The sequence below is a fragment of the Streptomyces griseosporeus genome, from assembly GCF_014656055.1.
Taxonomy (GTDB): Bacteria; Actinomycetota; Actinomycetes; order Streptomycetales; family Streptomycetaceae; genus Streptomyces; species Streptomyces griseosporeus.
Window position 1 is genome coordinate 799,193 of sequence record NZ_BNBR01000002.1, and the last position, 24,789, is coordinate 823,981.

19 protein-coding genes and 1 pseudogene are annotated in these 24,789 nt (G+C 71.7%); 11 read left to right on the forward strand and 9 right to left on the reverse strand.

Annotated features, from left to right (window positions below; all coding sequences use genetic code 11):
• Positions 1–6 precede the first annotated feature (6 nt).
• Entirely contained in the window at positions 7–393 is a 387-nt protein-coding gene (locus IE308_RS12630; protein ID WP_190217952.1) for a BlaI/MecI/CopY family transcriptional regulator, read from the reverse strand.
• A 233-nt stretch (positions 394–626) separates the two neighbouring features.
• Here IE308_RS12630 and IE308_RS12635 point away from each other — a divergent pair, with 233 nt between their 5' ends.
• The 6 genes from IE308_RS12635 (at position 627) to IE308_RS12660 (ending at position 10,932) form a co-directional block, all read left to right on the forward strand.
• Entirely contained in the window at positions 627–1,847 is a 1,221-nt protein-coding gene (locus IE308_RS12635) for a metallophosphoesterase (protein ID WP_190217953.1), read from the forward strand.
• A gap of 153 nt (positions 1,848–2,000) precedes the next feature.
• Positions 2,001–4,451, forward strand: coding sequence for a SpoIIE family protein phosphatase (locus IE308_RS12640; protein ID WP_229908848.1), 2,451 nt, complete (start codon positions 2,001–2,003; stop codon positions 4,449–4,451).
• A gap of 12 nt (positions 4,452–4,463) precedes the next feature.
• Positions 4,464–6,584 carry a GAF domain-containing SpoIIE family protein phosphatase gene (locus tag IE308_RS12645; protein WP_190217954.1) on the forward strand — a complete coding sequence of 707 codons (2,121 nt, stop codon included), beginning with the start codon at positions 4,464–4,466 and terminating at the stop codon, positions 6,582–6,584.
• 125 nt (positions 6,585–6,709) lie between these two features.
• On the forward strand, positions 6,710–7,558 hold the full coding sequence (locus IE308_RS12650) for an MIP/aquaporin family protein (RefSeq protein WP_190217955.1): 849 nt from the start codon (positions 6,710–6,712) through the stop codon (positions 7,556–7,558).
• A 62-nt stretch (positions 7,559–7,620) separates the two neighbouring features.
• Complete coding sequence (gene glpK, locus IE308_RS12655) at positions 7,621–9,138, forward strand: glycerol kinase GlpK (protein ID WP_190217956.1); 1,518 nt, start codon at positions 7,621–7,623, stop codon at positions 9,136–9,138.
• A gap of 81 nt (positions 9,139–9,219) precedes the next feature.
• On the forward strand, positions 9,220–10,932 hold the full coding sequence (locus IE308_RS12660) for a glycerol-3-phosphate dehydrogenase/oxidase (protein WP_190217957.1): 1,713 nt from the start codon (positions 9,220–9,222) through the stop codon (positions 10,930–10,932).
• A 220-nt stretch (positions 10,933–11,152) separates the two neighbouring features.
• On the opposite strand, the pseudogene IE308_RS36890 reads toward IE308_RS12660, so the two are convergent.
• Positions 11,153–11,445 (reverse strand): annotated as a pseudogene (locus tag IE308_RS36890) (CBS domain-containing protein); the annotation flags it as partial.
• 1,320 nt (positions 11,446–12,765) lie between these two features.
• Between IE308_RS36890 and IE308_RS12665 the strand changes: the two are divergent.
• The 3 genes from IE308_RS12665 to IE308_RS12675 all read left to right on the forward strand — a co-directional run bounded on the left by IE308_RS12665 (position 12,766) and on the right by IE308_RS12675 (position 13,714).
• Complete coding sequence (locus tag IE308_RS12665; RefSeq protein ID WP_229908849.1) at positions 12,766–13,092, forward strand: toxin glutamine deamidase domain-containing protein; 327 nt, start codon at positions 12,766–12,768, stop codon at positions 13,090–13,092.
• 2 nt (positions 13,093–13,094) lie between these two features.
• A complete protein-coding gene (locus tag IE308_RS12670; protein WP_229908850.1) occupies positions 13,095–13,358 on the forward strand; it encodes a YrhB domain-containing protein in 264 nt (87 codons plus the stop codon).
• Positions 13,359–13,513: 155 nt separating this feature from the next.
• Positions 13,514–13,714, forward strand: coding sequence for a hypothetical protein (locus IE308_RS12675; RefSeq protein WP_190217959.1), 201 nt, complete (start codon positions 13,514–13,516; stop codon positions 13,712–13,714).
• A gap of 256 nt (positions 13,715–13,970) precedes the next feature.
• Here the strand turns inward: IE308_RS12675 and IE308_RS12680 are convergent, their stop codons facing one another.
• A complete protein-coding gene (locus IE308_RS12680) occupies positions 13,971–14,576 on the reverse strand; it encodes a GNAT family N-acetyltransferase (protein ID WP_190217960.1) in 606 nt (201 codons plus the stop codon).
• A 963-nt stretch (positions 14,577–15,539) separates the two neighbouring features.
• Here IE308_RS12680 and IE308_RS12685 point away from each other — a divergent pair.
• Positions 15,540–16,928, forward strand: coding sequence for an MFS transporter (locus IE308_RS12685; RefSeq protein ID WP_190217961.1), 1,389 nt, complete (start codon positions 15,540–15,542; stop codon positions 16,926–16,928).
• A 49-nt stretch (positions 16,929–16,977) separates the two neighbouring features.
• Here the strand turns inward: IE308_RS12685 and IE308_RS12690 are convergent, their stop codons facing one another.
• The 4 genes from IE308_RS12690 to lnt form a co-directional block, all read right to left on the reverse strand.
• A complete protein-coding gene (locus tag IE308_RS12690) occupies positions 16,978–18,924 on the reverse strand; it encodes a helix-turn-helix domain-containing protein (protein ID WP_190217962.1) in 1,947 nt (648 codons plus the stop codon).
• Between the two features lie 109 nt (positions 18,925–19,033).
• Positions 19,034–19,834 carry a 3-hydroxybutyrate dehydrogenase gene (locus IE308_RS12695; RefSeq protein ID WP_190217963.1) on the reverse strand — a complete coding sequence of 267 codons (801 nt, stop codon included), beginning with the start codon at positions 19,832–19,834 and terminating at the stop codon, positions 19,034–19,036.
• A 54-nt stretch (positions 19,835–19,888) separates the two neighbouring features.
• Positions 19,889–20,368: an NUDIX hydrolase gene (locus IE308_RS12700; RefSeq protein WP_190217964.1), complete on the reverse strand. Its 480-nt coding sequence runs from the start codon at positions 20,366–20,368 to the stop codon at positions 19,889–19,891.
• A gap of 67 nt (positions 20,369–20,435) precedes the next feature.
• On the reverse strand, positions 20,436–22,043 hold the full coding sequence (gene lnt / locus IE308_RS12705) for an apolipoprotein N-acyltransferase (protein ID WP_190217965.1): 1,608 nt from the start codon (positions 22,041–22,043) through the stop codon (positions 20,436–20,438).
• Between the two features lie 291 nt (positions 22,044–22,334).
• Between lnt and IE308_RS12710 the strand changes: the two genes are divergently transcribed.
• The gene (locus IE308_RS12710) at positions 22,335–23,333 is read left to right on the forward strand and encodes an O-antigen ligase family protein (protein WP_373314495.1); all 999 of its coding nucleotides are present in this window, start codon (positions 22,335–22,337) and stop codon (positions 23,331–23,333) included.
• 10 nt (positions 23,334–23,343) lie between these two features.
• Here the strand turns inward: IE308_RS12710 and IE308_RS12715 are convergent, their stop codons facing one another.
• Both IE308_RS12715 and IE308_RS12720 read right to left on the reverse strand, forming a co-directional pair.
• Positions 23,344–23,889 carry a hypothetical protein gene (locus tag IE308_RS12715; protein ID WP_110626481.1) on the reverse strand — a complete coding sequence of 182 codons (546 nt, stop codon included), beginning with the start codon at positions 23,887–23,889 and terminating at the stop codon, positions 23,344–23,346.
• Between the two features lie 103 nt (positions 23,890–23,992).
• The gene (locus tag IE308_RS12720) at positions 23,993–24,778 is read right to left on the reverse strand and encodes a glutamate racemase (RefSeq protein WP_110626482.1); all 786 of its coding nucleotides are present in this window, start codon (positions 24,776–24,778) and stop codon (positions 23,993–23,995) included.
• Positions 24,779–24,789: the final 11 nt, after the last annotated feature.

Consider the following 24,789-nt stretch of genomic DNA (forward strand, 5'->3'; position numbering starts at 1 on the left):
GTGGCCTCAGTCGTCTCCCCCGGCCCCGCCCTGCTCCAGCAGATCGCGCAGCAGCCGCTCGTCTTCCGGGTCCAGGCAGGAGACGAAGCTGGCCAGCACCGCCCCGCGGTCGCGCTCCGCGTCGAGCACCTTGCGCATCTTCCGTGCGGCCAGCCCCGCCTCGTCCGAGGCCGCGGTCCAGACGAAGGACCGGCCCACCCGTTCCCGGGTGACCGCCCCCTTGGCCAGCAGCCGGGTCAGGATGGTGATCACCGTCGTATAGGCGAGGTCCCCGCCGAGCCGCTCCTGCACCCGGCCCGCCGTCACCGGCCCGTCCGCCTCGCGCAGCGCCGACAGGACCTGCACCTCCAGCTCGCCCTGCCCACGCCTGCGGGCCCGCCGCCGATCCGTCACACCCTGCCTCCCTTCCAGCGCGCGGGGGTCACGCGACGTTCATCGTAGGGACGCAAAGCGCGCGCACCCGCCGAGCGGAGGACTGGCCGCCACGGCCCGCCGACAGCCAGGAACGTCCCTCCGGACGTCGGCGTCCGCGCGACGAGAGGGACGAGCACAGCTCCCACGGGCACACACACGCCCCCCGGATGCCAGAATTGCGCGAGACGGCAGCCCGGTCAGGGAGGGGAAGCGTGACCGACACCAGCAACACCCGGCCCGCCGAGAGCGAAGCGCGAGCGCCGCGGCAGAGCCCGCTGCACCGCCTGATGCGCTACATCCCGCTGATCGCCCCCGTCCTGCTGTGGGCCGTGCCCTGCTGGGTGCTGCTGTACACCGGCCAGCACTGGCCGCTGCCCGTCACACTGGCCGGCACCGCCGTGTTCGTCCTCGGCCTGATATCGATGCCGCTCGCGATGGTGCGCGGCCACGGCCGGCGCCAGCAGGACCGGGCGGCGATCGTCGGTGACCCCCTGCTGGGCACCAGCTGGGTGCTGTTCACCTGGTCCGTCCTCCTCGGCGTCCTCTTGCGGCTCGCCCTGACCGTGACCGGCGTCGGCGAGAGCCAGGACCGCGCCCGGATCGTCACGTGGGCCGTCCTCGGCGTCGCCGCCGCGCTGCTCGGCTGGGGGTACGCCGAGGCCCGCCGCGTGCCCCGCGTGCGGCGCGTCGACGTGCACCTCCCCCGCCTGGGTGCCGGGCTGGACGGCCTCCGCGTCGTCCTCGTCACCGACACCCACTACGGCCCCCTCGACCGCGCCCGCTGGTCGGAACGGGTGTGCGAGACGGTCAACGGCCTGGAGGCCGACCTGGTCTGCCACACCGGCGACATCGCGGACGGCACGGCCGAACGCCGGCGCGCCCAGGCCACCCCACTCGGTACCGTGCGGGCCACCCGGGCCCGGGTCTACGTCACCGGCAACCACGAGTACTACAGCGAGGCCCAGGGCTGGGTCGACCTGATGGACGAGCTGGGCTGGGAGCCGCTGCGCAACCGCCATGTGCTGCTCGAACGCGGCGGCGACACCCTCGTGGTCGCCGGCGTGGACGACGTCACCGCCGAGTCCTCCGGCCTGGCCGGCCACCGCGCCCACCTCGCCGGAGCCCTGGACGGCGCCGACCCCGGCCTGCCCGTCCTGCTGCTGGCGCACCAGCCCAAGTTCGTCGACCGGGCGGCCGCCGCCGGCGTGGACCTCCAGCTCTCCGGCCACACCCATGGCGGCCAGATCTGGCCCTTCCACCACCTGGTCCGCCTCGACCAGCCCGCCGTCGCCGGTCTCAGCCGCCACGGCTCCCGCACCCTGCTCTACACCAGCCGCGGCACCGGCTTCTGGGGCCCGCCGTTCCGCGTCTTCGCCCCCAGCGAGATCACCCTGCTCGTGCTCCGCTCGCCGCACCCGCCGACGTCGCCGTAACACGTGATCCGGGCGGCCGGATGTGGCACGCCGCCCTGCCCCCGTCGAGCGGCCCGATCGCAGGCGTTGTGCCTCCGCTCGCGCGAGCCGATCCTTGAAGGAAGCACGCGGTTGCACGCCGGGGGCCGCAGTGACAGCGAGGACGGACGTGCAGTGACCACATCGGCAGCCACCCCTGGGGCGGAGGATCGGGGCGACCCGCTGAGCGTCACACGGGCCGCCGTGGTCACGCTCGACACCGGGAAATGTGTGACCGGCTGGAGCGCGCAGGCTGAACGGCTGCTCGGCTACGACGCGAAGGACATGCTCGGCCGGCCGATCGGCGCGCTGTCGGCCGGTCCGGAAGGGACGCGCGAGGACTGGCTCCGCGTGCACGCGGACGGCAGAGAGCCCGGTCACGCCGTTCTGCGGCACCGGGCCGGACACCACCTGCGCACGGCGACATCGCTGTACGAGCTGCCGGCCGAGGCGGCGGGCACAGCCTTCCTCCTGCTGCTCGCGGACGCCGAGGACGAGGCGCAGTGGCAGCTCCGCCAGGCCATGCTCCAGGGCCTGGCCGCGGAATCCGCGGTGGCGCTGACCATCTACGGACCCGATCTGCGGGTGGCCTGGGCCAACGCCGCGGCGCGGGAGGAGCTGCCGGGAGACTTCACGCAGTATCTGGGACGCAGTGAAGGCGAGCTGTACCCCGGCAGCCGGGTGCTCTCCGCCGAACACCCGCCCACGGTGACGGAGCTGATGAGGGAGGTGCTCACCACCGGGCAGACCGTCGTCGACCTCCGGTACCAGGGGCGTACCCTCGCGGATCCGAGCCGTGAACACGTGTGGTCGCTGTCCTACTACCGGCTGCAGGATGCGAACGGCCGGACTCTGGGCGTGTGCGAGGAGGCCGTCGACGTCACGGACCAGTACCGGGCGCGGCACAGGCTGGCGCTTCTGAGCGAGGCCGCCGGCCTGATCGGCAGCACCCTGGACCTCGACCGCACGGTGCAGGAATTCGCCGAGGTCCTGGTGCCCGAGCTGGCCGACTTCATCGCCGTGGACCTGCTCGGGGCCGTGCTGGACGGCAGGGAACCCGACGTCCGCTCCGTCGGCCGCACAGGTGACGTACGCCGGGCGTTCCACCGGTCCGTCCGCGAGGACCTGCCCGAAGCCGTCGTCCCGCCCGGCGCCACGGTCGGATATGCGCAGGGGTCACCGCAATGGCGCTGTCTGGGCAGCGAGAAGCCCGTAATGGACGCCGTACTGTCCTATTCCAGTTCCTGGCTGGTGGAAGACGCCGTGCGCAGCACCCGCATGCGGGAGCTGGGCATCCACTCCCACATGGTGGTCCCGCTGCGCGCGCGGGGCGTGACCATGGGGGTGGCGACGTTGATGCGGTGGCGCAACCCTGAGCCCTTCACCCCGGACGACCTGCTGCTCGCTGAGGAGGTCGCAGCCCGGGCCGCTGTGTGCGTCGACAACGCCCGCCGGTTCGCCAGGGAGCACCACTCCGCACTCATGCTGCAGCGCAGCCTGCTGCCGCACGAGCTGCCCGCCCACGCCGCTGTGGAGGCCGCCTACCGTTATCTGCCGGCCGACACGGAGGCCGGAGTGGGCGGTGACTGGTTCGACGTCCTGCCCCTGGCGTGCGGCCGGGTCGGGCTGGTGGTCGGCGACGTGATCGGCCACGGTCTGCGCGCCGCGGCGACGATGGGCCGGCTGCGCACAGCCGTGCACACACTGGCCGACCTGGACCTGCCTCCCGAGGAACTGCTGGCCCACCTCGACGACCTCGTCCAGCGTCTGGCAGAAGAGGCCGAGACGGCACACCCCTTCAGCGCGGAGGGTGTGGTCGGCGCCACCTGCCTGTACGGCGTCTACGATGCCGTGACGCGCCGTGCGACTTTCGCCAGCGCGGGCCATCCGCTCCCCGCCCTCGCACACCGGGACAGGCCGGTGGAGTTCTGCGACATCCCGGTCAGCCCGCCGCTCGGTGTGGGCGGCATGCCGTTCGAATCGGTGGAGATGGACATCCCGGACGACTGCGTCCTGGCCCTCTACACCGACGGTCTGATCATGGCCTCCGAGTCGGACACGGACATCGGCATGGCGCGGCTGTGCTTCGCGCTCGCCCATCCGGATCGCCCCTTGGAGGAGATCGCCGGCACCATGGAACGCATCCTGCTGCCCGACCACCCGCCGGACGACGTCGCCTTCCTCGTCGCCCGCCCCCGCCCGCTGCCTGCCGACCACATCGCCTCCTGGGAGCTGGCCTTCGACCCGGAGTCGGCCGGGCGGGCCCGGTCCCTCACCGGTGAGCGCCTCGCCCAGTGGCGGCTCGAGGATCTGTCCTTCGCCGTGGAACTGATCGTCAGCGAACTGGTCACCAACGCGATCCGGCATGCGCGCGGCCCCGTCTCCCTGCGGCTGATCCGGACCGAGAACCGCCTTGTCTGTGCTGTCTCGGACGGCAGCAGCACCGCCCCCCACCTGCGCAGGGCCACACTCGGCGAGGAAGGCGGCCGCGGTCTCTTCCTGGTGGCGCAGTTCGCCGCGCGCTGGGGCACCCGCCCCACGGCGGACGGCAAGATCATCTGGGCGGAAGTGCCCGCCCCGGGATGAGGGAGCGAGCGGTTGACTGAGGGCCCGGACCTGGGGCGGCGCCTGCTGGACCACCTCCTGGTGGAGGCGGTGCGGGACCTGGGGGCGCACGCGGCCGGCGTGTACGTGCTCCCGCCCGGCGAGGACGTCCTCACGCTGGAGGTCATGACCGGGGTACCGGCACATTTCGCCGAGCCGTGGCACCGGATCTCCCTCGCCTACCCGGTTCCCGTCACCGACGCCATACGCTCCCGTGACCTGGTATGGGTCGCCTCGCACGAGGAGCTGGCACGCCGCTATCCACGGGCGGCGCTCGTGCTGCCCTACCACTTCGCCCTCGCCGGCGCCCCGATCCTGCACCGCGAGAGGGTCGTGGGCGCGCTGTTGCTGCTGTGGCCCGGGCCCCGGCACGACCTGGTGCCCGCGGTCCGGGCCGGTATCGCGTCCGTGTGCGCGTTCCTCGGCCACGTCCTGGCCGCGGCGGAGCAGACAGGGCAGCCACTGGCACCACGCTCCGCGGCGCGCACGCTGGCCGACCCGGCCGCCGACGACGGGAAGGCGCCGGACGATGCCGCGGCCAGGTATGCCGAGCGGCTTCCCGAGCCAGGCGTGGCGCTCGACCTGGACGGGCGGGTCACGTTCATCACCGGCGCCGCGGCCGGCCTGGTGGGCGCCAGTGAGCGACGGCTGCTGGGCGCCCCGCCGTGGGAGGTGCTGCCGTGGCTCAACGATCCGGTCTACGAGGACCGCTACCGTGCCGCTCTGATCAGCCGGCGTCCCACCTCCTTCACCGCCCGGCGGCCCGACGGGGTGGTGCTGTGCTTCGAGCTGTTCCCCGACGGAACCGGCATCAGCGTGCGCATCACGCACGCCCCCGGCACGGTGGACGGCGAGGCGGCCGGGCCGGCACAGCCCGCTCCGCCCCAGGTCGCGCCGGTCCGGGTCGGGGCGCTGTACCACCTGATGCACCTGGCCGGCGCCCTGAGCGAGGCAGCGGGCGCCGATGACGTGGTGCGGCTGGTGGCCGACACGGTGCTGCCCGCGTTCGGCGCTCAGGCCCTGGCCATGCTCGTCACCGAGGGCGGCCGGCTGCGCATCGTGGGCTACCACGGCTACCCGCCCGAAACGATGGACCTGTTCGACGGCACCCCTCTGACCTCGCCGACCCCCGGTGTCCGCGCGCTGACGGAAGGGACCGCCGGCTTCTTCTCGTCCCGGGAGGAGCTGGAGCGGGTCTTTCCTGCCCGCGGCGACCGCACCGACGGGATGGCGGCCTGGGCGTTCCTGCCGCTGATCGCGTCCGGCAGGCCGGTCGGGACCTGCGTCCTGGCGTTCCAGCGGCCACATCCTTTCGCACCCGAGGAACGCGCCGCGATGACCTCGCTGGCCGGGCTGATGGCCCAGGCCCTGGACCGCGCCCGCCTCTACGACACGGAGCACGCGCTCGCCCAGAGCCTGCAGACCGGCCTTCTGCCCCACACACTGCCGGTCGTGCCGGGTCTGGAGGTGGCAGCCCGCTACCTGCCCGCCACGCACGGCATGGACATCGGCGGCGACTTCTACGACCTCATACGTCTCGACGACACCACCGTCGCGGCGGTCATCGGCGACGTCCAGGGCCACAACGTGGCCGCCGCCGCCCTGATGGGCCAGGTCCGCACGGCGATCCACGCCCACGCCACGGCCGGCGCCGCCCCCGACGAAGTCCTCGCCCGCACCAACCGGCTGCTCATCGACCTGGATCCCGGGTTGTTCACCAGCTGCCTGTACGCCCGGATCGACCTCGCCGCCCGCAGCGTCCGCATCGCCTCCGCCGGCCACCTGCCGCCCCTGCTGCGCCGCCCCGACGGGGTGACGAGCGTCGTTCAGGTCGAGCCCGGGGTCCTGCTCGGCATCGACCCGGCCGCCACCTACCCGACCCGCACCCTCCCGCTGCCGGCCGGAGCGGTGCTGGCGCTGTTCACCGACGGCCTGATCGAAACCCCCGACCACCCGCTGGACGCCGGCATCACACGGCTCGCACACGACATGGGAAACAGCCCGCTGAGTCTTCCGGCCCTGGCGCAGACCCTCACGGCACCCGTCCGCGCCGTCGACGACCGCATCGACGACGTCGCCCTGCTCCTGCTCCGGCCGAGCGCCGTGCCCGCCTGACCCGGACGACCGGGCAGCGGGCCGTATCGCCCGGCGCGCCTCCGACGCTCACCGGTCCTAAAATGATTCTTCGAGGACTCGGGGCAGTCGACGGCCGACCCTTGGGCCGGCGGGAAGCGGGCACCATGGCTGAGCGACTCAAGAGATCAGGGCTGATCGGCGAACTTTCAGCGGAATTCGCCGGCACGATGATCCTCATCCTCTTCGGTTGTGGCGTGGTGGCTCAGGTAGTCGCCGGCGGGGGCCTCACGAATCCGCCGGGCGGCCTGGGAAACCACGACAGCATCGCCTGGGCCTGGGGCCTGGGCGTCACCCTGGGTGTCTACGTCGCGGCGAGGCTGAGCGGTGCGCACCTCAATCCCGCGGTGACCCTCTCGCTGGCGGCGTTCAAGGGCTTCCCGTGGAGCAAGGTGGCTCCCTACGCGCTGGCCCAGACAGCCGGCGCCTTCGTGGCAGCTCTGATCGTCCGGTGGAACTACACCGAGGCGCTGGCGAAAGCGGATCCCACCCACACGATCAAGACGCAGGGCGTCTTCTCCACGTTGCCGGCGAACGGCAATCCGAACCTGCCGGTCCACGAATGGGGCGCATTCCGCGACCAGGTCATCGGCACCGCGATCCTGCTGCTGCTGATCCTGGCGGTCACGGACCTGCTCAACACGCCCCCCGGCGCCAACCTGGCACCGTTCATCGTCGGTCTGATCGTCGTGGCCATCGGTATGGCCTGGGGTACCAACGCGGGTTACGCGATCAACCCGGCACGCGACTTCGGTCCCCGGCTGGCCAGCTTCCTCACCGGGTACGGCGGAGCGTGGCGAGATCAGTACGGGAACTTCTACTTCTGGGTGCCGATCGTCGGTCCGGTGATCGGAGGCCTGCTGGGAGCGGGCCTGTACAAGTTCTTCATCGGCCGGTTCCTGCCGACCGCTGAGCCGGAGCCCCCGGGACGGGTGCCGGCCCCGGACGAGAGCTGACCGTCTCCCGGGGCGGCCGGGCTCCGGCTGCCCCGGGAGAGCCCAAGGAGAGGCGGCATCCCATGGCGGACTTCGTCGGCGCGGTGGACCAGGGGACCACCAGCACCCGTTTCATGATCTTCGACCATGCCGGCAACGAGGTGGCGAGGCACCAGCTGGAGCACTCACAGATCCTTCCGCGCTCGGGGTGGGTGGAACACGACCCGGTGGAGATCTGGGAGCGCACCAACTCGGTGATCCAGACCGCGCTCCGGCACGGAAACCTCTCCCCGGAGGACCTGGCGGCCATCGGTATCACCAACCAGCGGGAGACGACCGTCGTCTGGGACCCGCGCAACGGCCGCCCGTACTACAACGCCATCGTCTGGCAGGACACCCGTACCGACTCCATCGCGGCAGCGCTGGACCGTTCGGGCCAGGGCGACGTCATCCGCCGCAAGGCAGGACTGCCGCCGGCCACGTACTTCTCCGGCGGCAAGATCCAGTGGATCCTGGAGAACGTCGACGGTGTCCGCGAGGCGGCTGAGCAGGGCCATGCCCTCTTCGGCAACACCGACTCCTGGGTGCTGTGGAACCTCACCGGCGGCCCCGACGGGGGCGTCCACGCCACCGACGTGACCAATGCCAGCCGCACCATGCTGATGGACCTGGAGACCCTCGACTGGGACGACGAGCTGCTGGGCTTCTTCGGCGTTCCCCGGGCGATGTTGCCGACCATCAGCCCGTCCTCGCACCGGGAGGCGTTCGGACAGACCCGTACGTCCCGGCCGCTGCGGGCGGCCATCCCCATCACCGGTGTGCTCGGCGACCAGCAGGCGGCCACCGTCGGGCAGGTCTGCTACGCGCCCGGCGAAGCCAAGAACACGTACGGCACCGGCAACTTCCTGGTGCTCAACACCGGCACGGACCTGGTGCGGTCCCAGAACGGCCTCCTGACCACGGTGGCATACCAGTTCGGCGACAGCCCGGCGATCTACGCACTCGAAGGCTCCATCGCCGTCACGGGCTCCGCGGTGCAGTGGCTGCGCGACCAGATGAAGATCATCAGCGATGCCGCCGAGAGCGAACGCCTGGCGCGTACCGTCGAGGACAACGGCGGGATCTACTTCGTCCCCGCCTTCTCCGGCCTGTTCGCCCCGTACTGGCGTTCCGACGCCCGCGGCGCGATCGTCGGCCTCGCCCGGTACAACGACAACGGCCACCTGGCGCGAGCCACCCTGGAAGCCATCTGCTACCAGAGCCGCGACGTGGTGGAAGCCATGGAGCAGGACTCCGGCGTCCACCTCGACGTGCTCAAGGTCGACGGCGGCGTGACGGCCAACGACCTGTGCATGCAGATCCAGGCCGATGTCCTCGGCGTCCCGGTCAGCCGCCCGGTCGTCGCGGAGACCACCGCGCTCGGCGCCGCCTACGCCGCCGGTCTGGCCACCGGTTTCTGGCAGGACACGGACGAACTGCGCACCCACTGGCAGGAGTCCAAGCGCTGGGAACCCCAGTGGTCCGAGGAACAGCGCGAGGAAGGATACGCGGGCTGGAAGAAGGCGGTGGAGCGCACGCTCGACTGGGCCAAGGTCGAATAGGTCCCTGAGGGGAGTGCCGAACGGGGCCGCCCGAGCCGTGTGCGCCGCCCGCACCCGCGCCCGCTGCACGAGGAGGAGACCATGGCGAACCCGGTGGCTCTCTCACCCGGCGAGCGCGGGCAGGCCCTCGTCCGGATGGGAGAGGGCGAGCTGGACGTCCTCGTCGTCGGGGGCGGCGTGGTCGGCGCCGGCGCGGCCCTGGACGCCGCCACCCGGGGCCTGAGAGTCGGTCTCGTCGAAGCCCGGGACTGGGCCTCGGGCACGTCCAGCCGCTCCAGCAAGCTCATCCACGGCGGCCTGCGCTACCTGGAGATGCTGGACTTCCGGCTCGTCGCCGAAGCCCTGAAGGAACGCGGACTCCTGCTTCAGGTGCTGGCCCCTCATCTGGTGCGTCCGGTGCCGTTCCTCTACCCGCTGCAGCACCGGATCCGGGAGCGCCCGTACGTGGGCGCCGGCGTGCTGCTGTACGACACCATGGCGGCGGCCTCCGGTACCTCCACCGGTCTGCCCCGCCACCGCCACCTGCTCAAGCGCCGGGCCCTGCACGAGGCGCCCGCGCTGCGCTCCGACGCCCTGGTCGGCGCGATCCAGTACTGGGACGCCCAGGTCGACGACGCCCGGCACACCATGTTCCTCGCCCGCACGGCCGTCGCCTACGGAGCGCTGGCCGCCAACCGCACCCGGGTCAGCCGCTTCCTGCGGCAGGGCGAGCGGGTGGTGGGAGCCGTCGTCACGGATCTGGAGACCGGCGACGAGACGGAGGTGCGGGCCAAGCAGGTCATCAACGCGACCGGCGTGTGGACCGACGACACCCAGTCCCTCGCCGGTACGCGCGGCCAGTTCCACGTCCGCGCCTCCAAGGGCGTACACCTGCTGGTCCCCCGTGACCGGATCAACTCCCGCACCGGGCTCATCCTCCGCACCGAGAAGAGCGTGCTGTTCGTCATCCCCTGGGGACGGCACTGGATCATCGGGACCACCGACACCGACTGGACGCTCGACAAGGCCCATCCCGCCCTCAGCTCCAAGGACGTCACCTACCTGCTGGAACACGTCAACAGCGTCCTGGCCACGCCTTTGGTTCCGGAGGATGTCGAGGGCGTCTACGCCGGTCTGCGGCCCCTGCTGTCCGGCGAGGCCGCGGACACCAGCAAGCTGTCACGGGAGCACCTGGTCGCCCACCCGGTACCCGGTCTCGTGGTGGTGGCCGGCGGCAAGTACACGACCTATCGGGTGATGGCCAAGGACGCGGTCGACGAGGCGGTCCGCGGCCTGGACGAGAAGGTGCCCGACTGCGTCACGCAACGCGTCCCGCTGCTCGGCGCCGACGGCTATCCGGCCCTGTGGAACTCCCGCCACAACCTCGCCGCGTCCTCCGGGCTGCATGTCGCCCGCATCGAGCACCTGTTGAACCGCTACGGCTCCCTGGTGCACGAGCTGCTCGCCATGGTCGCGGCCGACTCCTCGCTCGGCGAGCCGCTGCCGAGTTCCGACGACTACCTGCGGGTCGAGGCCGTGTACGCGGTGACCCATGAGGGCGCCCGCCACCTGGAGGACGTGCTCGCCCGACGGACCCGGATCTCCATCGAGTCCTGGGACCGTGGTGTGGACGCGGCGCGGACCGTCGCGGAACTGATGGCGCCTCACCTGGGATGGGACCAGGCGCACCGGGACCGTGAGGTCGACCACTACCTGAAGCGGGTGGCCGCCGAACGCGAGGCCCAGCAGCAGCCGGACGACCAGACCGCCGACGCGGTACGGCTCGGCGCCCCCGACATCATCCCGGTGCGCTGATACCCGGGTTCGACGGAGCGTGCCTGAGTTGTCTCTGCTGGGAATCGAAGCAGACCAGCCCCATCGAGTCGGCGAGGGCTGCCGCATAGGCGGACGCCTCTTCTGCCCTGTCCCACCGCAGCGCGAAGTAGATGACTGGGCCCCTGGCCTCACCGATCAACGGTCCCGCAGCCCAAGGGGACGTTTCCTCCACATCCTCGGTGATGTCACACCACCGCTCCAATACGGTGCCCTGGTCGCCGGTGACGGCCGCGAGGTGGCTGCGGCCGGCGCGCAGAGCAGTGAGGGTGTCATCCAGCGGGGTGTCGAGTCGAACCCGGTGACCGGGCGCAGGGCCGTGCGCGGGAAGGGCCGCTCGCGGTCGGGGAGGTCCAAGGTGTCCTTGATGTGGAGGTAGCCCAGCGGGGCTCCGGTGACCGGGAGGCGGGAGTAGCCTGCCTCGGCCGCGATGCGCTACAAACCCGCAGGAGTGATCGACACGTCGACCGTGCGCACCTTCCTCGCGGGGAACAGGGATTTCCGTCGTACATGGCGCGGGAGGCGGACTCGCCGAGGGTCAGGTCGACCGGGTCGCCCGCCGGCAGGCCGGGGAAGGTGCCGATCCCCGCGACGGCCTGTCGCGCGGACTCAAGCTCGGCGCTGTACGAGCCGAGAGGGGGCGGTGGGAAGAGGAGCATCGCGAGTGCGGGAACGACGAGCAGCCAGGCGACGGGCGGGCCGTGACTGTGGTCGTGTCCGTGGCCGTGCGGGTGCTCGCCCTCGTCGTGGTGCTCCCGCCCTGCCGGGCGACCGGCAGCAACCGCTCGAGACCCCCAGCGTGAGAAGCAACGCTCCCGACGCACGAGATACGGCCGCAGTCCCTGCTGGACGTACGGGGACCGGATACTGCGCGCGAGACGGCAGCCCTCGGTGACCCTGCCAGACTGACAGCCCGGCAGTGCGCCTGCGACGAATCAGCCGCTTCCCAGAGGCCGGCGTCGAGAACTCAACAGCCTTACCCCCATGTTCACCGCCCTGCGTCTTTCCGCCGACGCGGGCATGTTCCGACCGACATGACCGACGCCCCTCCCCACGACTGGGCGCTCTCCACAAACACGGGACGTTCCGTTCTGATCACGTTGGCGGTCACCATCCGGGCAGACGAGACGCGGGCGGCGGCCTCGGCGAGCCCCTCGGCCCGAAGGCGAGGTGCGGGGTCAGTTCGAGGCGCATGTCCACACTCCTCGCCAGAAACCCCGACCGCCGCAGCCGTGCGGCGCCGCGGTGGATCGAGGCAATTCGCAACCCCCGTGGCGGCGACCGCGTGCGGCATGAAGACCGTTGAGTGCTCTTGCCGCCCACGCTGCTCGGCACAGGGAGGCAAGGCACGCGGGCCGACGCCGGGGCGATCACCGAATGGACAGCACCTGGGCAATGCCCTGGCCTAGCCGCTGGAAGGCCGCGGCTTACACAGGGGAAAGCAGGCAGCGTCTCCATGCCGAACCCCAGACGCCCGCAGTCAACCCACCCAAGTGCCTGGATTCATGCACACAGCCAATACCCCTAGAGCATGTTCACGCCATTCTCATGTGTGGCGTACCCACGGAAGCCTGATGACCTGCTGGTATGGCACCTCAACAAGTCTCCTGCTTCTGGGCTTTCAGTCATATCCCTTAGCTGCCCGTCGCACCTCGCACCTCTTGATCGAAGATCCTCCCAACACTTCGTTCACGACTGTCACACGAGGGGTGCACAGTGCGCACGCGAGCTCGAAGATCAGTCATCGTTCTCCTGCCCCTGTCCCTGTTGGCCGTTGCAGGGGTCGTTCCGGCCTGGGCCCTCCCCAGCAGACCCATGCCCGCCTTAGCGGCGGTTCGACAAGCCGAGGCTCGTACCGCGGCGGACCTCCCGAAGCCTCCGAAGGCCATGACCCTCGCCGAGCGGCGTGAGCAAGTCGAGCGGTCTCGGGGCAAGTGGGCCCCGGCACACGCTTACTCGGACTCGCCCACGAGGAAGGCTGGCGACGGCGCACGTGGCATCGTCGTGGGATATAAGGGCAGGGACGCGCACGCCTTCAATGTCGTGAACGTCAAGGGAGACGTCATTTTCCTGGATGGCCAGACGGGGCATGCCAACCATCTCGGGTATTGGCGGAGCTTCCAACTTCTGAGAACGGACTGATCTTGGACATCGAGCAAGCAGCCAGATTGGCCCAGCGATTCCTGGACGAGGAGGCAGGGCCAGGCGACGTGCCGCTGGCTCTCGTGGAGGGCGCACGCGCGCAAGTAGGTAACGTCTACTACTTCGACTGCCAGTCAGTCGCCTACCTCCGCAGCGGCGACCTCCGAGACATGGCTATCGGCGTGGGCTGTGTAGCCGTCGACGGGGAGACCGGGACCTGCCGCATCCTGGGAGCAGTGGAGTCCGCCGAGCTCGACCTGTTCTGACGCCGGTCTGTGGCCTCGACGAACCGCCGTCGAGGCCACAGGCTTGGAGAGGACCGACACGCCGGAAACGGGCGCCCTGAAGGGGGAACGCCCTCATCGACATACCGGTGTCAGCTGCCGATCGCGCAGGCATTTCGCAGTGGAGTCAAACTCAAATGACCGATGCGGAAGAGGAATACGCCTTCCTGTGGAACGGCACGGAGGAGGGCTGGGTAACAGTCCAGACGGAGGTAGGAGAGACCATCTGGAACATCAGCACGCGGCGAGCCCTCCTCATCGACGACGACGATCTCGCCAGTCAGGTGATTCACCTCATGCATGAGCATGGGTGCCCCAGTCTGGATGCCATGCAGTAATGGGCGTGGGAGTAAGTGGGCGGCAGTTCGGAAATCGCCCAACCAGAGAGGGACGGCTAATTTCCGAGCTGCGGTCGACCCGGCTCCGCGGTTCCTGGACGAGGCGGCGGTAGCTTTTGGAACCTTGCGTGGACTTCGTTAGGCCCCCTGGCTGCGAGCTTCAGTGGGCTGCGCCCTCTTGAAGTAGCTGGTCAGGGCTGTGTGGGGGCCGTTCGGGGTGGTCATGCTGGTGTTGGGCGGAGGTCTCGGGTGTAGATCATCTGTCAGTCGGATCCTCCGAGTTTCGTCCCCCACCGTCGAGTGGGCTGAGGGTCGCGAAGGGGCGGAACAGCTCGGCATTGCCCTGGACATTTCGTTCCCGCAGGAAACGATCCTGGACGACTATGCCGACAGACGATGCCGATCCTTCGGACGAAGCTTCTACCGGAGGGCGCACCATGTCACCGGGGTAACTGTGATCCCCTGACATTTCGCCGGGTTCAGGGACGTATGTAAATCCGAGCTTAAGCCACACTCCGTACAGCTCCCGGTCCCACGCAGACAAGATGATCTCTTGATCGGGCACCCGAACAAACAACTCATCGACCAAAGCTCGTGCCACTCCCCTTTGTCGGAACTCAGGAGAAACGTGGAGCTCATAAAGCCTGACGTAGCCGGGCTCGCCGGCTGCCGCGCGCTGCAGACTAGAGTGAAGCCATCCCATACGCACGCCTTGGTCGGAATCCTCTGCGATCAGAGCGTGGAGCGCCTCCGCCAGGGAGGCGGCCCCCTCCTGCTTCTCGACGGTGACCGTCCAGCCCTCGGTGTTTCTGCTCATCCATTCGACGTCGGCTGGATGAGCGTCACGGACCCTGATCTTCATGCTTCATAGCCTACGACTGCGCCTCTAGTGGCCATCACGGCGGTGTGAGCCTGACCAAGCGGCCGACCTCTCAGGCAAAGTAGCGATCGAGACGCATGAGACTGTCACGCGCGGTCTCCCGATGCGGCGTTCGTAGTAGTTACGGGAGTACGGATCGACGCCCACATGGACGTCACACGGGACAGCGAAGCAGCCGTGGCCTGGCTACAGGCCGAGATGCCCAGTTCATGCCGGTGGCCAGCCAGTCGATCCGGCCGTAACACGCGTTCGACCTCACGTCACCCGCGTATCACACAGCCATCACCAACTGGGCAGACACTCTCGGACCAAGAGGCTCCGACCTGGAAATGCATGCTCGCAGTGGACTGGCGTAGACGCCCCTGGACGGTCTCTCAACCTATGCCATGTAGTACCACTGGAAGCTTCTCCGCTGGCACCACGCCGAGGTCCGGAAAAGGTGTGGACCAGCTCGTCCCCGCATCGAGCTATTGCCCCCGTTGCCGCAGCCCAGTAGCAGGTGAGGTCGTGTGCCACAAAGAGACGACAAAACTGCCGGAACGAAGGTGCACCGCACCCAATAGCGCGCTGGCCTCTCCAGCCGCGTCACCTACCACCGGCTGCCCCGGGCCTCTCAGCCCCAAATGACTGAGCTCAACGGAGCGTAGTCAGCACCAAGTCAGCACGGGAAAGGTGAAGAGGGGTGATGACGTGGGCTTTCAGTCAGCACCAAACCAGCACGGGAGTCAGCACGGCACCGTCAAACCACCCCGAAATACGCCTCTCGGACACCCCTCGTTTTCGACCCGTTGCATCGGCCAAAGCACCCTTCGGTGACCCGGCATGGTGGCCACACGCATAGCCAACCCCAGAACTGTGTTGCCCCACCACATGTGCCCCTGACCTGCCGCTTCCTACCGTGTGCCATCACGTACCCGTCCCCACCGCACACGAGGAAGTGGCGAAATGGCCTCCGCAGCAACCGCTCCCCCCTCCCCGGGCAATCTCAAGCGCATCGTCGCCGCCAGCCTCATCGGGACCACCATCGAGTGGTACGACTTCTTCCTGTACGGCTCGGCCGCCGCGCTCGTGTTCAACAAGCTGTTCTTCCCGGACTCCGATCCGCTGGTCGGCACGCTGCTGTCCTTCCTGACGTACGCCGTCGGGTTCGCGGCGCGGCCGCTCGGCGCGCTGGTGTTCGGGCACTACGGCGACCGGCTCGGGCGCAAGAAGCTGCTCGTGCTGAGCCTGCTGCTGATGGGCGGGGCCACGTTCGCGATCGGTCTGCTGCCGACGCACGCGACCGTGGGGAGCGCGGCGCCCGTGCTGCTGACCACGCTGCGGCTCGTGCAGGGCTTCGCCCTCGGCGGCGAGTGGGGCGGTGCCGTCCTGCTCGTGTCCGAGCACGGGGACGCGCGGCGGCGCGGTTTCTGGGCCTCGTGGCCGCAGACCGGCGCGCCGGCGGGCCAGTTGCTGGCGACCGGTGTGCTGTCGCTGCTGACCGCGGTGCTGTCCGACGACGCGTTTGGCAGCTGGGGCTGGCGGATCCCGTTCCTGCTGTCGGGGGTGCTGGTGATCGTCGGTCTGTGGATTCGTCTCTCTGTCGATGAATCGCCGGTGTTCCGCGAGGCGCTGGCGCAGGCCGAGGCCCGCAAGGCCGCCCAGGACGGCGTCGCCGAGAAGCTGCCGCTCGTCTCCGTGCTGCGCCACCACTGGCGGGACGTGCTCATCGCGATGGGCGCCCGGATGGCGGAGAACATCAGCTACTACGTGATCACCGCCTTCATCCTCGTCTACGCGACGACCGCGGCCGACGTCTCCAAGCAGACCGCGCTCAACGCCGTCCTCATCGCGTCGGCCGTGCACTTCGCCGTCATCCCGCTGTGGGGCGCGCTGTCGGACCGGATCGGACGCCGGCCGGTGTACCTGATCGGCGCCGTCGGCGTGGGACTGTGGATGTTCCCCTTCTTCGCCCTCATCGACACGAGCGGCTTCGGCAGCATGGTCCTCGCCGTCACCGTCGGCCTGGTGCTGCACGGCGCGATGTACGCGCCGCAGGCCGCCTTCTTCTCGGAGATGTTCGCGACCCGGATGCGCTACTCCGGTGCCTCGATCGGCGCCCAGTTCGCCTCGGTGGCCGCCGGCGCCCCGGCGCCGCTGATCGCCACGGCGCTGCTGGACGACTACGGCAGCTCCACCCCGATCGCCCTGTACGTGATCGCCGCGGCCGTCCTGACGGTGCTGGCCGTGCTGGTGGCGAAGGAGACCCGCCTGCGCGACCTCGCCGCCGTCGACCCCGCCGACGCCGAGGAGCAGGCCGCGCCGGCCTCCCAAGCGGACGCCCGGACCGTCTGAGCCACGGACCCCGAACAGCCGGCCCCCGTACGCCCCGCGCGTGCGGGGGTCAGTGCTGTGCGGCGGCCGACAACCGGTGCAGTCGCAGGGCGAGTTGTATCTCCAGGGCGCGGGCGGGGCTCTGCCAGTCGTCGCCGAGGAGGCGGCCGACCCGCTCCAGGCGCTGGGCGACCGTGTTGACGTGGACGTGCAGCTCGTCCTTGGTGCGGGCGGGGCTCATGCCGCACGCGAAGTACGCCTCCAGCGTGCGCAGCAGGTCCGTGCCGCGGCGGTGGTCGTACGCCACCACGTCGCCGATGGTGCGCTCCACGAAGCCGGATATGTCCCGGTCGCCGGCGAGCAGCAGCCCGAGGAAGCCGAAGTCCTCGGCGGCGGCGCCGTCGCCGGTGCGGCCGAGCAGCCGCAGGGCGTCGAGGCAGCGGCGGCCCTCGGCGTAGGCGGCGGCCACGGCGTCGGGGTGGGCGGTGAGCCGCTCGACGGGGGCGGACGCGCCGACGGTCACCGCCTCGTGCACGGCGGTGCCCAGGTGGCGGGCGGTGCGGCGGGCGAGGGCCGTGGCGGTGTCGCCGGGGGTGAGGGGCAGCAGCAGGACGGTACCGCCGTCGCGGGCCGCGGCCAGTCCGTGCCGGGTGGCGGCCAGGTGGGAGGCGGCCGACCACAGCCGGCGGCGGGCGTCGGCCTCCTGCTCGGCGTCGGCGGCGGCGCCGTCGAGGCGGGCGGCGAGCACCACGTGCACCGCGTCGAGGTCGGCGTGCAGCCGGGTGGCGCGTTCGCGCAGCAGGCGGGGGTCGCGGTCCCGGGCGTCGAGCAGGTCGTCGAGGAGTTCGCCGCGGACGCGCTGTTCGGCCTCGGCGGCGGAGCGGCGGGCGAGCAGCAGGAGGGAGGTGACCATCGCCGCGCGTTCCAGGGTGCGCTGGTCGACGGGGTCGAGGCCGGGGTGGCCGCGCAGGACGAGCGCGCCGAGCAGCTCCCCGCCGGCCGCGACGGCGGCGATCCAGTCGTCCGCGTGCCGCACGGCGTGTCCGTCGGCGCGGGAGGCCTCCAGCGCGGTGGCGGGCGCGGCGTCCGCCTCGGCGAACTCGACGGTGCCGCCGAGGACCTGGGAGACGGCGGCGGCGACGTCGTGCACCCCGCCGCCGCGCAGGACGAGTTCGGCGAGCCGGTCGTGGACGTCGGAGGCGCGCTCGATGACGGCGCTGCGGTCCTGGATGATCTCGTTGGCCCGCTCCAGGCCAGCGAGGGCCGAGCGGGTCTCGGTGAGCAGGTTGGCGGTGTCGATGGCGGCGGCGGCGAGCGCGGCGAAGGAGCCGAGCAGGGCGATCTGCTCCCGTTCGAAGACCCGCGCGCGCCGGTCGGCGGCGAACAGCACGCCGATCACGTTCGCCCCCAGCATCAGCGGCACGCCGAGGATGGCGACGAGGCCCTCGTCGTGCACGGCGGTGTCGATCGGTGAGGTGTGCTGGAAGCGGGCGTCCTGGAAGTAGTCGTCCGTGACGTACGGCCGGGCGGTCTGGGCGACGAGGCCGCCGAGCCCCTCCCCCATGCCCAGGCGGAGCTGCTGGAAGCGGGCGGCGACGGAGCCCTCGGTGACCCGCATGTAGGTGTCGCCCCGCTCGGGGTCGTTGAGGCTGAGGTAGGCGACGTCCGTGCCGAGCAGCGAGCGGGCGCGCTGCACGATGGCCTGGAGGACGGCGTCGAGGTCTCTCAGACCGGCCAGGTCGTGCGCGGTCTCGAACAGCGCGGACAGCTCCGCCTCCCGGCGGCGCCGCCCCTCCAGTTCCGCGCGGACGCGCAGGGCGAGCAGCTTGGCGTGTTCGAGGGTGGCGATCCGCTCGGCGGGCTGCCCCTCGGCGCGGGCCCGCAGCACCGGCTGCTCGTAGGCGTCGGCTGCCGCGCCCCTGGCCAGCAGCTCCAGGAACGGCACCTCGGCGCTGCCCGGTGGCGCTCCGGCCGGGGTGGCGGAGCGCTCGGGCGACTGCACGTGATCGCGGGGCATGGTCACAGGATTACCCATCGGCCGGATCCGCGGTGAGCCCTGTGGACAACTCGGCGGGCCCGAGCGCCCGGCCCTGTGGACATCACGGTCCGGCCCGGTCCGGTCGGGCTCAGTGCGCGGTCCATCCGCCGTCGAGGACGAGGGAGGTGCCGGTGACGAAGGACGCCTGCGGGCCGCACAGGTACGCCACGGCCTCGGCGACCTCCTCCGGTTCGATCAGCCGCTTGACCGCGCTGTCCTGGAGCAGCACCTCGGCGAGCACCCGGTCCTCCGGGATGCCGTGGGCCTGCGCCTGGTCGGCGAGCTGCTTCTCCACCAGCGGGGTGCGGACGTAGCCGGGGTTGACGCAGTTGGAGGTGACGCCGTGCGGGGCGCCTTCGAGGGCGGCGGTCTTGGACAGGCCCTCCAGGCCGTGTTTGGCGGACACGTACGCCGACTTGTAGGCGGAGGCGCGCAGCCCGTGCACGGAGGAGATGTTGACGATCCGGCCCCAGCCCTGCCCGTACATGTGCGGCAGGGCGCCGCGGATGAGGCGGAACGGCGCCTCCAGCATCACGGTGAGCACCGTGTGGAACACCTCGGGCGGGAATTCCTCGATGGGCCGCACGAGCTGCAGTCCGGCGTTGTTGACCAGGATGTCCGTGCCGGCCGCGGCGAGTTCGGCGGCGTCCAGGTCGGTCAGGTCCAGCACGTGCGGTTCGACGCCGCCCGGCAGTCCGGCGGCCTGTCCGGCGAGTTCCTCCAGGCCGGCGGCGTCCCGGTCCACGGCTCTGACCTTGGCCCCGGCGGCGGCCAGCCGCAGCGCACAAGCGCGGCCGATGCCGCCGGCGGCGCCGGTGACGAGGGCGGTGCGGCCGCCGAGGTCCAGGGCGGCGGCGGAGGGATCCACGGAGGGACGGGACGCGGTCATGTCTCGACCCTAGGCAGCGCCCCCGCCCCTCCCCATGTGGTCACGCCCCATACTTCACTGCGAGGTCATAGGGTCGAACCATGTGGGGGCATCCGACATCGCCTGCTTGATCCGGAAGAGCCCGAACTCGTTCAGCTCCGGCAGCGCGTCCACCTCGAACCAGCCCACCTCCAGCGACTCGTCGTCGTTGACCCGCGCCTCACCGCCGACGGCCCGGCAGCGGAAGGTGATGTCCATGTACTGGCACAGGTCGCCGTTGGCGTAGGTGACCGGGTCGAGCGCCTGGACGAGGACGACGCGTTCGACGACGCAGCGCACCGCGGTCTCCTCGTGGACCTCCCGCACGGCGCAGGCGGCGGGCTGCTCCCCGGGCTCCGGGATGCCGCCGATCACCGACCACTTGCGGGTGTCGGTGCGGCGGCCCAGCAGCACTCTGCCGTCGTCGTCGAAGACGATGGCGGTGACCCCGGGGAGCCACAGCAGCTGGTGTCCGGCGGAGGCCCGGAGGGTGCGGATGAAGTCGGGAGTAGCCATGCAGCGACCCTAACCGGCCGGTCAGGGCGCCCCCGGCGGTTCCGATGGGCGTACGGCGGGCGTACGGCTACACGTCACCGGCGCGCCGCCCGCGCATCCCGGCGCCGATCGCCCAGCCGAGGCCGCCCGCGGCGACCAGCACGAGGGCGATCTCGGGCAGGATGCCGAGCCGGGTGGCGGGCGTCTCGGAGGAGCGCAGCGGCACCTTCTGCACCAGGTGGCCGGCGACGAACATGCCGGTCTTCTGGGTGATCCTCCCGTCGGGCAGGATGACCGCGCTGACGCCGCTGGTGACGGGGACGGTGACGGTCCGGCTGTGCTCCACCGCGCGCACCCGCGACATGGCGAGCTGCTGGTAGGTCATCTCGCTGCGGTCGAAGGTGGCGTTGTTGCTCGGCACGGAGATCATCTGCGCGCCGTGGGTGACGGTGTCGCGCACGGCCCAGTCGAAGGCCGCCTCGTAGCAGGTGGCGAGGCCCACCTTCGCGGCGCCGAAGTCGAACACGCCCGGCCTGGTCCCGCGGCTGAAGTCCTGGCGGACCATCGACGTCCAGTCGCTGTTGAGGGCGCCGATCGCGGAGCGCAGCGGCAGGAACTCGCCGAACGGCTGGACCTGCCGCTTGTCGTAGGTCTGGACGGCGCCCTTGTCCGGGTCCCAGAGGATCTGCTCGTTGAACAGCTTGCCGTCCCGCTCGACGACGCCGCCGACGGAGACGGGCGCGCCGACGGCCCGCGCCGCGTGCTCGATGACGGCGGCGGCGTCGGGGTTGGCGAAGGGGTCGATGTCGGAGGAGTTCTCCGGCCACAGCACGAAGTCGGGCCGGGGGGTCTTGCCGGCCTTGACCTCGGCGGCCAGCCGCTCCGTCTCGCGGGCGTGGTAGTCCAGCACGGCCCGGCGCTGGGCGTTGAAGTCGAGGCCCAGCCGGGGCACGTTGCCCTGGATGACGGCCACGGTCGCCGTGCCGTCCTCCGCCTTGTCGCTGACCAGGGGCCGGGCGGCCACGGCGCCGGCCAGGGGCACGGCGACGCTGAGCAGGGCCGCTGCGGCCGCTCCGCGCCGTACCGCGCGCGTGCGGCGCCCTTCGACGACCAGCCGGACCACCTCGTACAGGCCGAAACCGCACAGGACGACGGCGAAGCCGAGGACGGGGGTGCCGCCGACCGCGGCGAGCGGCAGGAACACGCCGTCCGCCTGCCCGAAGGCGATCTTGCCCCAGGGAAAGCCGCCGAACGGCACGCGCGCGCGTGCCGCCTCACCGGCGGTCCACAGCGCCGCCGCCCACACTGGCCAGGCGGGCAGCCGGGAGACCGCGGCGACGCCCGCGCCGACCAGCGCGACGCACACCGCCTCCACCGCGGCCAGGGCCAGCCACGGTCCCGGGCCGACCTCCACGCCGGTCCACACCAGCAGCGGCAGCAGGAAGCCGAGGCCGAAGAGGTAGCCGAGGCCCAGGCCCGCCTTCCAGCCGCGCCCGCGCAGCACCCAGCCGAGGACGGCGAAGGCCGGCAGGGCCAGCCACCACAGGGTGCGCGGCGGGAAACTGACGTAGAGCAGCACTCCGGCGAGTGCCGCTACGACGGCCGGGACCAGTCGCCGCAGCCGCGCGGCGCGCCCGGGCGCGGCCTGCGGCTGGAGCTGGTCGGACTGGTCCACGGAGGTTGCGGTGACGGTCACTCCGGGAGTGTACGGCGGCTGACCTGGGCACGGACAGCGCGGCCGGTCGGCGCCCGGCCGCCCCGCCGCATCGTTCCTGCACACTTCCGCACGACTCATCCACAAACCGTCCATCAGCCGTTACGGTGTGCCCAGTCCTGGTCGCGGGCCCTCGCGGACCGTGCGGCCGGGATGCGCACAGGTCGGGGGCGGCCGGTTTCGGGGGTTCGGGTGGGGTCCACGGCGAGAGTGTCCGGCGCCGGTCCGGAGGCGGACGGCGAGAGACGAAACGTTTCCGACGCGGCGGGCGTCGTGGTGCTCGGGGCCTGCGCCACCTGGGCGGTGATCACGGCCGCCGCGCGGGACGGCCGCCCCGAGGGCATGCTGCTCGCGGTGCTGGCGGTGGCCGCCGGGCACGCGGCCGGACGGATCTTCGGGGCGCTGCTGCCGGTCGCCGCGCCGTGCACCGGGGCGCTCGCCGGGCTCGTCCTGGTGGTGGCGGTCCCGGATCTCGCACCCGGCCCGCAGGTCCTCTCCCCGCTCGGGCACGCCGGCGCCACCGCCGCCGTACTGACCCTGTCCGCGGGTGCCGCCTGCTGCGCCGCCTGGGCCGCGGCCCCCGCGCCGCGGCTGGCCCTGCGGCTGCTGGCGGTGGGGATCACGATCACCGCGGGCGCCCTGGGGTCGGTGGCCGGGGTCGTGGCCTGCACCGCGGTGCTGCTGGGCTCACTCGCCGCCGGCCGGATGCACCACCGCGGCCTGGGCGTCGCCGGGCTGGCCGTGGCGGCGGCGCTGGTGGCCGGCGCCACCTGGGCGGTCGCCGCGGGCGCGTTCCCGCGGGGGCTCAGCGCGGCGCTGGAGGGACAGCTCACCTCGCACCGGGTCGGCCTGTGGCACGACGCGCTGCACCTGGCCCGCCAGGAACCGGCGCTCGGCGTGGGCCCGGGACGGTTCGGCACGGTCGGCCCGCTCGCGGCGCAGGCCCTGCCCCCGGACGCGAAACCGCACTCGGCGCCGCTGCAGCTGGCGGCCGAGGAGGGCGTGCTCGGCGTGGCGCTGCTGGTGGCGGCCTTCGGCTGGATGCTGTACGCGCTGTGGCGCAGCCGGCGTCCCACGCCGGTGGTGCTCACCGCGGGCGCGACCCTGACGGCCCTCGCGGCTCTCGCCTCGTTCGGCAACGCCCTCAGCTTCACGGCCGTGTCCGTGGGCGCGGGTCTGCTGACGGGCCTGGCGACGGCCCGCCCTCTGCACGACGAGGCGCCGGAGGGCACACCACGGGCACGCGCGCGTGACGGCCGGCTGACTCCGTGACGCCGTACTGTCAGACGGCCGTGCCGGGCGTGCCGGCGCCCAGCCGGGCCCGGATGGCGCGGACGGCGGCCTCGGCGTTGTCCACGGTGATGGTGAAGGTGTGGCCGTCCCACAGGCGCAGCACCACGCCCTCGCCGCGGCGCACGACGACGGCCGTGCCCTTCTCGGGCCGCCAGCGGTAGCCCCAGCCGCCCCAGTGGCGCGGGGTGACGCACGGGTCGAACTCGGCACCGGCGACATGGGTGAGGGGAATGCGCCGGCGAGGGACGCCGATGTGCCCGCAGCGCACCTCGACGGACTCCTTGTCGAGCTTCAGGTCGACGTGGACGAAGGCGAGGGTGCCGAAGAGGACCAGCAGACCGGCCGCGATGCAGCCGACGACCGACATGGCGAGGGCGGTGATCCCGGACGTCCAGGCGGATTCCACGGCCAGCTCGATGCCGAGCGCCATGCACGCGGCGCCGACGAGCGCCAGCAGCCACTGGACCCGGTTGGTGGCCCGCCCGGTCCAGACATCGGGGTGCGGGGTGTCCTTGCCGTGGAGGTGGTCCCTCATGCCATGAGAGTACCCACGTTTCGCTGTGCTGGTACCGCGTAGCACACAGTGACGCCACCGGCCCGCCACCCGATGGGCGCAGGGCTCGCGGGAGCCGTCCCGGTCAGGAGGCGGTGCCGGCCGCGGCCAGCAGGCGGCCCTCCGCGTAGGCCAGCGCGGGGGCGGGCAGGGCGCCCTCGCGGCCGTTCAGCAGCACGGTGACGGCACCGAGCGGAGTGGCGTCGGGCGCGGGGGCGCTGCCGATGCGGCGCAGTGCCTGGGCGGCGACGGCACCGGCAGAACCGTGCAGGACGAGCGGCGGCCGGCCGGGGCGCTGCACGGCGGCGCGGATCCGCTCGGCGACGAGTTCGTAGTGGGTGCAGCCCAGGACGACGGTCGTCACGTCCTCCGGGGTCAGCGCGGCGGCCGCAGCGACCGCAGAGTCGATCGCCGCCTCGTCCGCGTGTTCGACGGCGTCGGCGAGGCCCCAGCAGGGCACCTCGGTGACCGGGACGCCGTCGGCGAAGTCGCGGATGAGGTTGCGCTGGTAGTCGCTGCCGGTGGTGGCGGGCGTGGCCCAGATCGCCACATGGCCGCCGCCGGCCGCGGCGGGCTTGATCGCCGGGACCGTGCCGATCACCGGGATGCCCGGTTCCAGGCGGGCCCGCAGCGCGGGCAGAGCGTGCACGGTGGCGGTGTTGCAGCCCACGATCAGCACATCGGGCCCGTGCGCCACGGCGGCCTCGGCGACGGCGAGCGCGCGCTCGGTGAGGTCCTCGGGGGTGCGCGGCCCCCACGGCATGCCTTCGGGGTCGAGGGAGAGCACGAGATCGGCGTCGGGGCGCAGGCGTCGTACGGCGTCGGTGGCGGCGAGCAGCCCGATTCCGGAGTCCATGAGCGCGATCTTCACCCGGCCACGAT

Bases quoted from the DNA above. Each gene is read 5' to 3' on its own strand.
- IE308_RS12650 (WP_190217955.1), top strand. From the start codon at position 6,710: ATGGCTGAGCGACTCAAGAGATCAGGGCTGATCGGCGAACTTTCAGCG.
- IE308_RS12690 (WP_190217962.1), bottom strand. From the start codon at position 18,924: ATGCCCCGCGATCACGTGCAGTCGCCCGAGCGCTCCGCCACCCCGGCC.
- IE308_RS12700 (WP_190217964.1), bottom strand. From the start codon at position 20,368: ATGGCTACTCCCGACTTCATCCGCACCCTCCGGGCCTCCGCCGGACAC.
- IE308_RS12685 (WP_190217961.1), top strand. From the start codon at position 15,540: ATGGCCTCCGCAGCAACCGCTCCCCCCTCCCCGGGCAATCTCAAGCGC.
- IE308_RS12665 (WP_229908849.1), top strand. From the start codon at position 12,766: ATGCCCGCCTTAGCGGCGGTTCGACAAGCCGAGGCTCGTACCGCGGCG.
- IE308_RS12660 (WP_190217957.1), top strand. From the start codon at position 9,220: ATGGCGAACCCGGTGGCTCTCTCACCCGGCGAGCGCGGGCAGGCCCTC.
- IE308_RS12715 (WP_110626481.1), bottom strand. From the start codon at position 23,889: ATGAGGGACCACCTCCACGGCAAGGACACCCCGCACCCCGATGTCTGG.
- IE308_RS12675 (WP_190217959.1), top strand. From the start codon at position 13,514: ATGACCGATGCGGAAGAGGAATACGCCTTCCTGTGGAACGGCACGGAG.
- glpK (WP_190217956.1), top strand. From the start codon at position 7,621: ATGGCGGACTTCGTCGGCGCGGTGGACCAGGGGACCACCAGCACCCGT.
- IE308_RS12695 (WP_190217963.1), bottom strand. From the start codon at position 19,834: ATGACCGCGTCCCGTCCCTCCGTGGATCCCTCCGCCGCCGCCCTGGAC.
- IE308_RS12680 (WP_190217960.1), bottom strand. From the start codon at position 14,576: ATGAAGATCAGGGTCCGTGACGCTCATCCAGCCGACGTCGAATGGATG.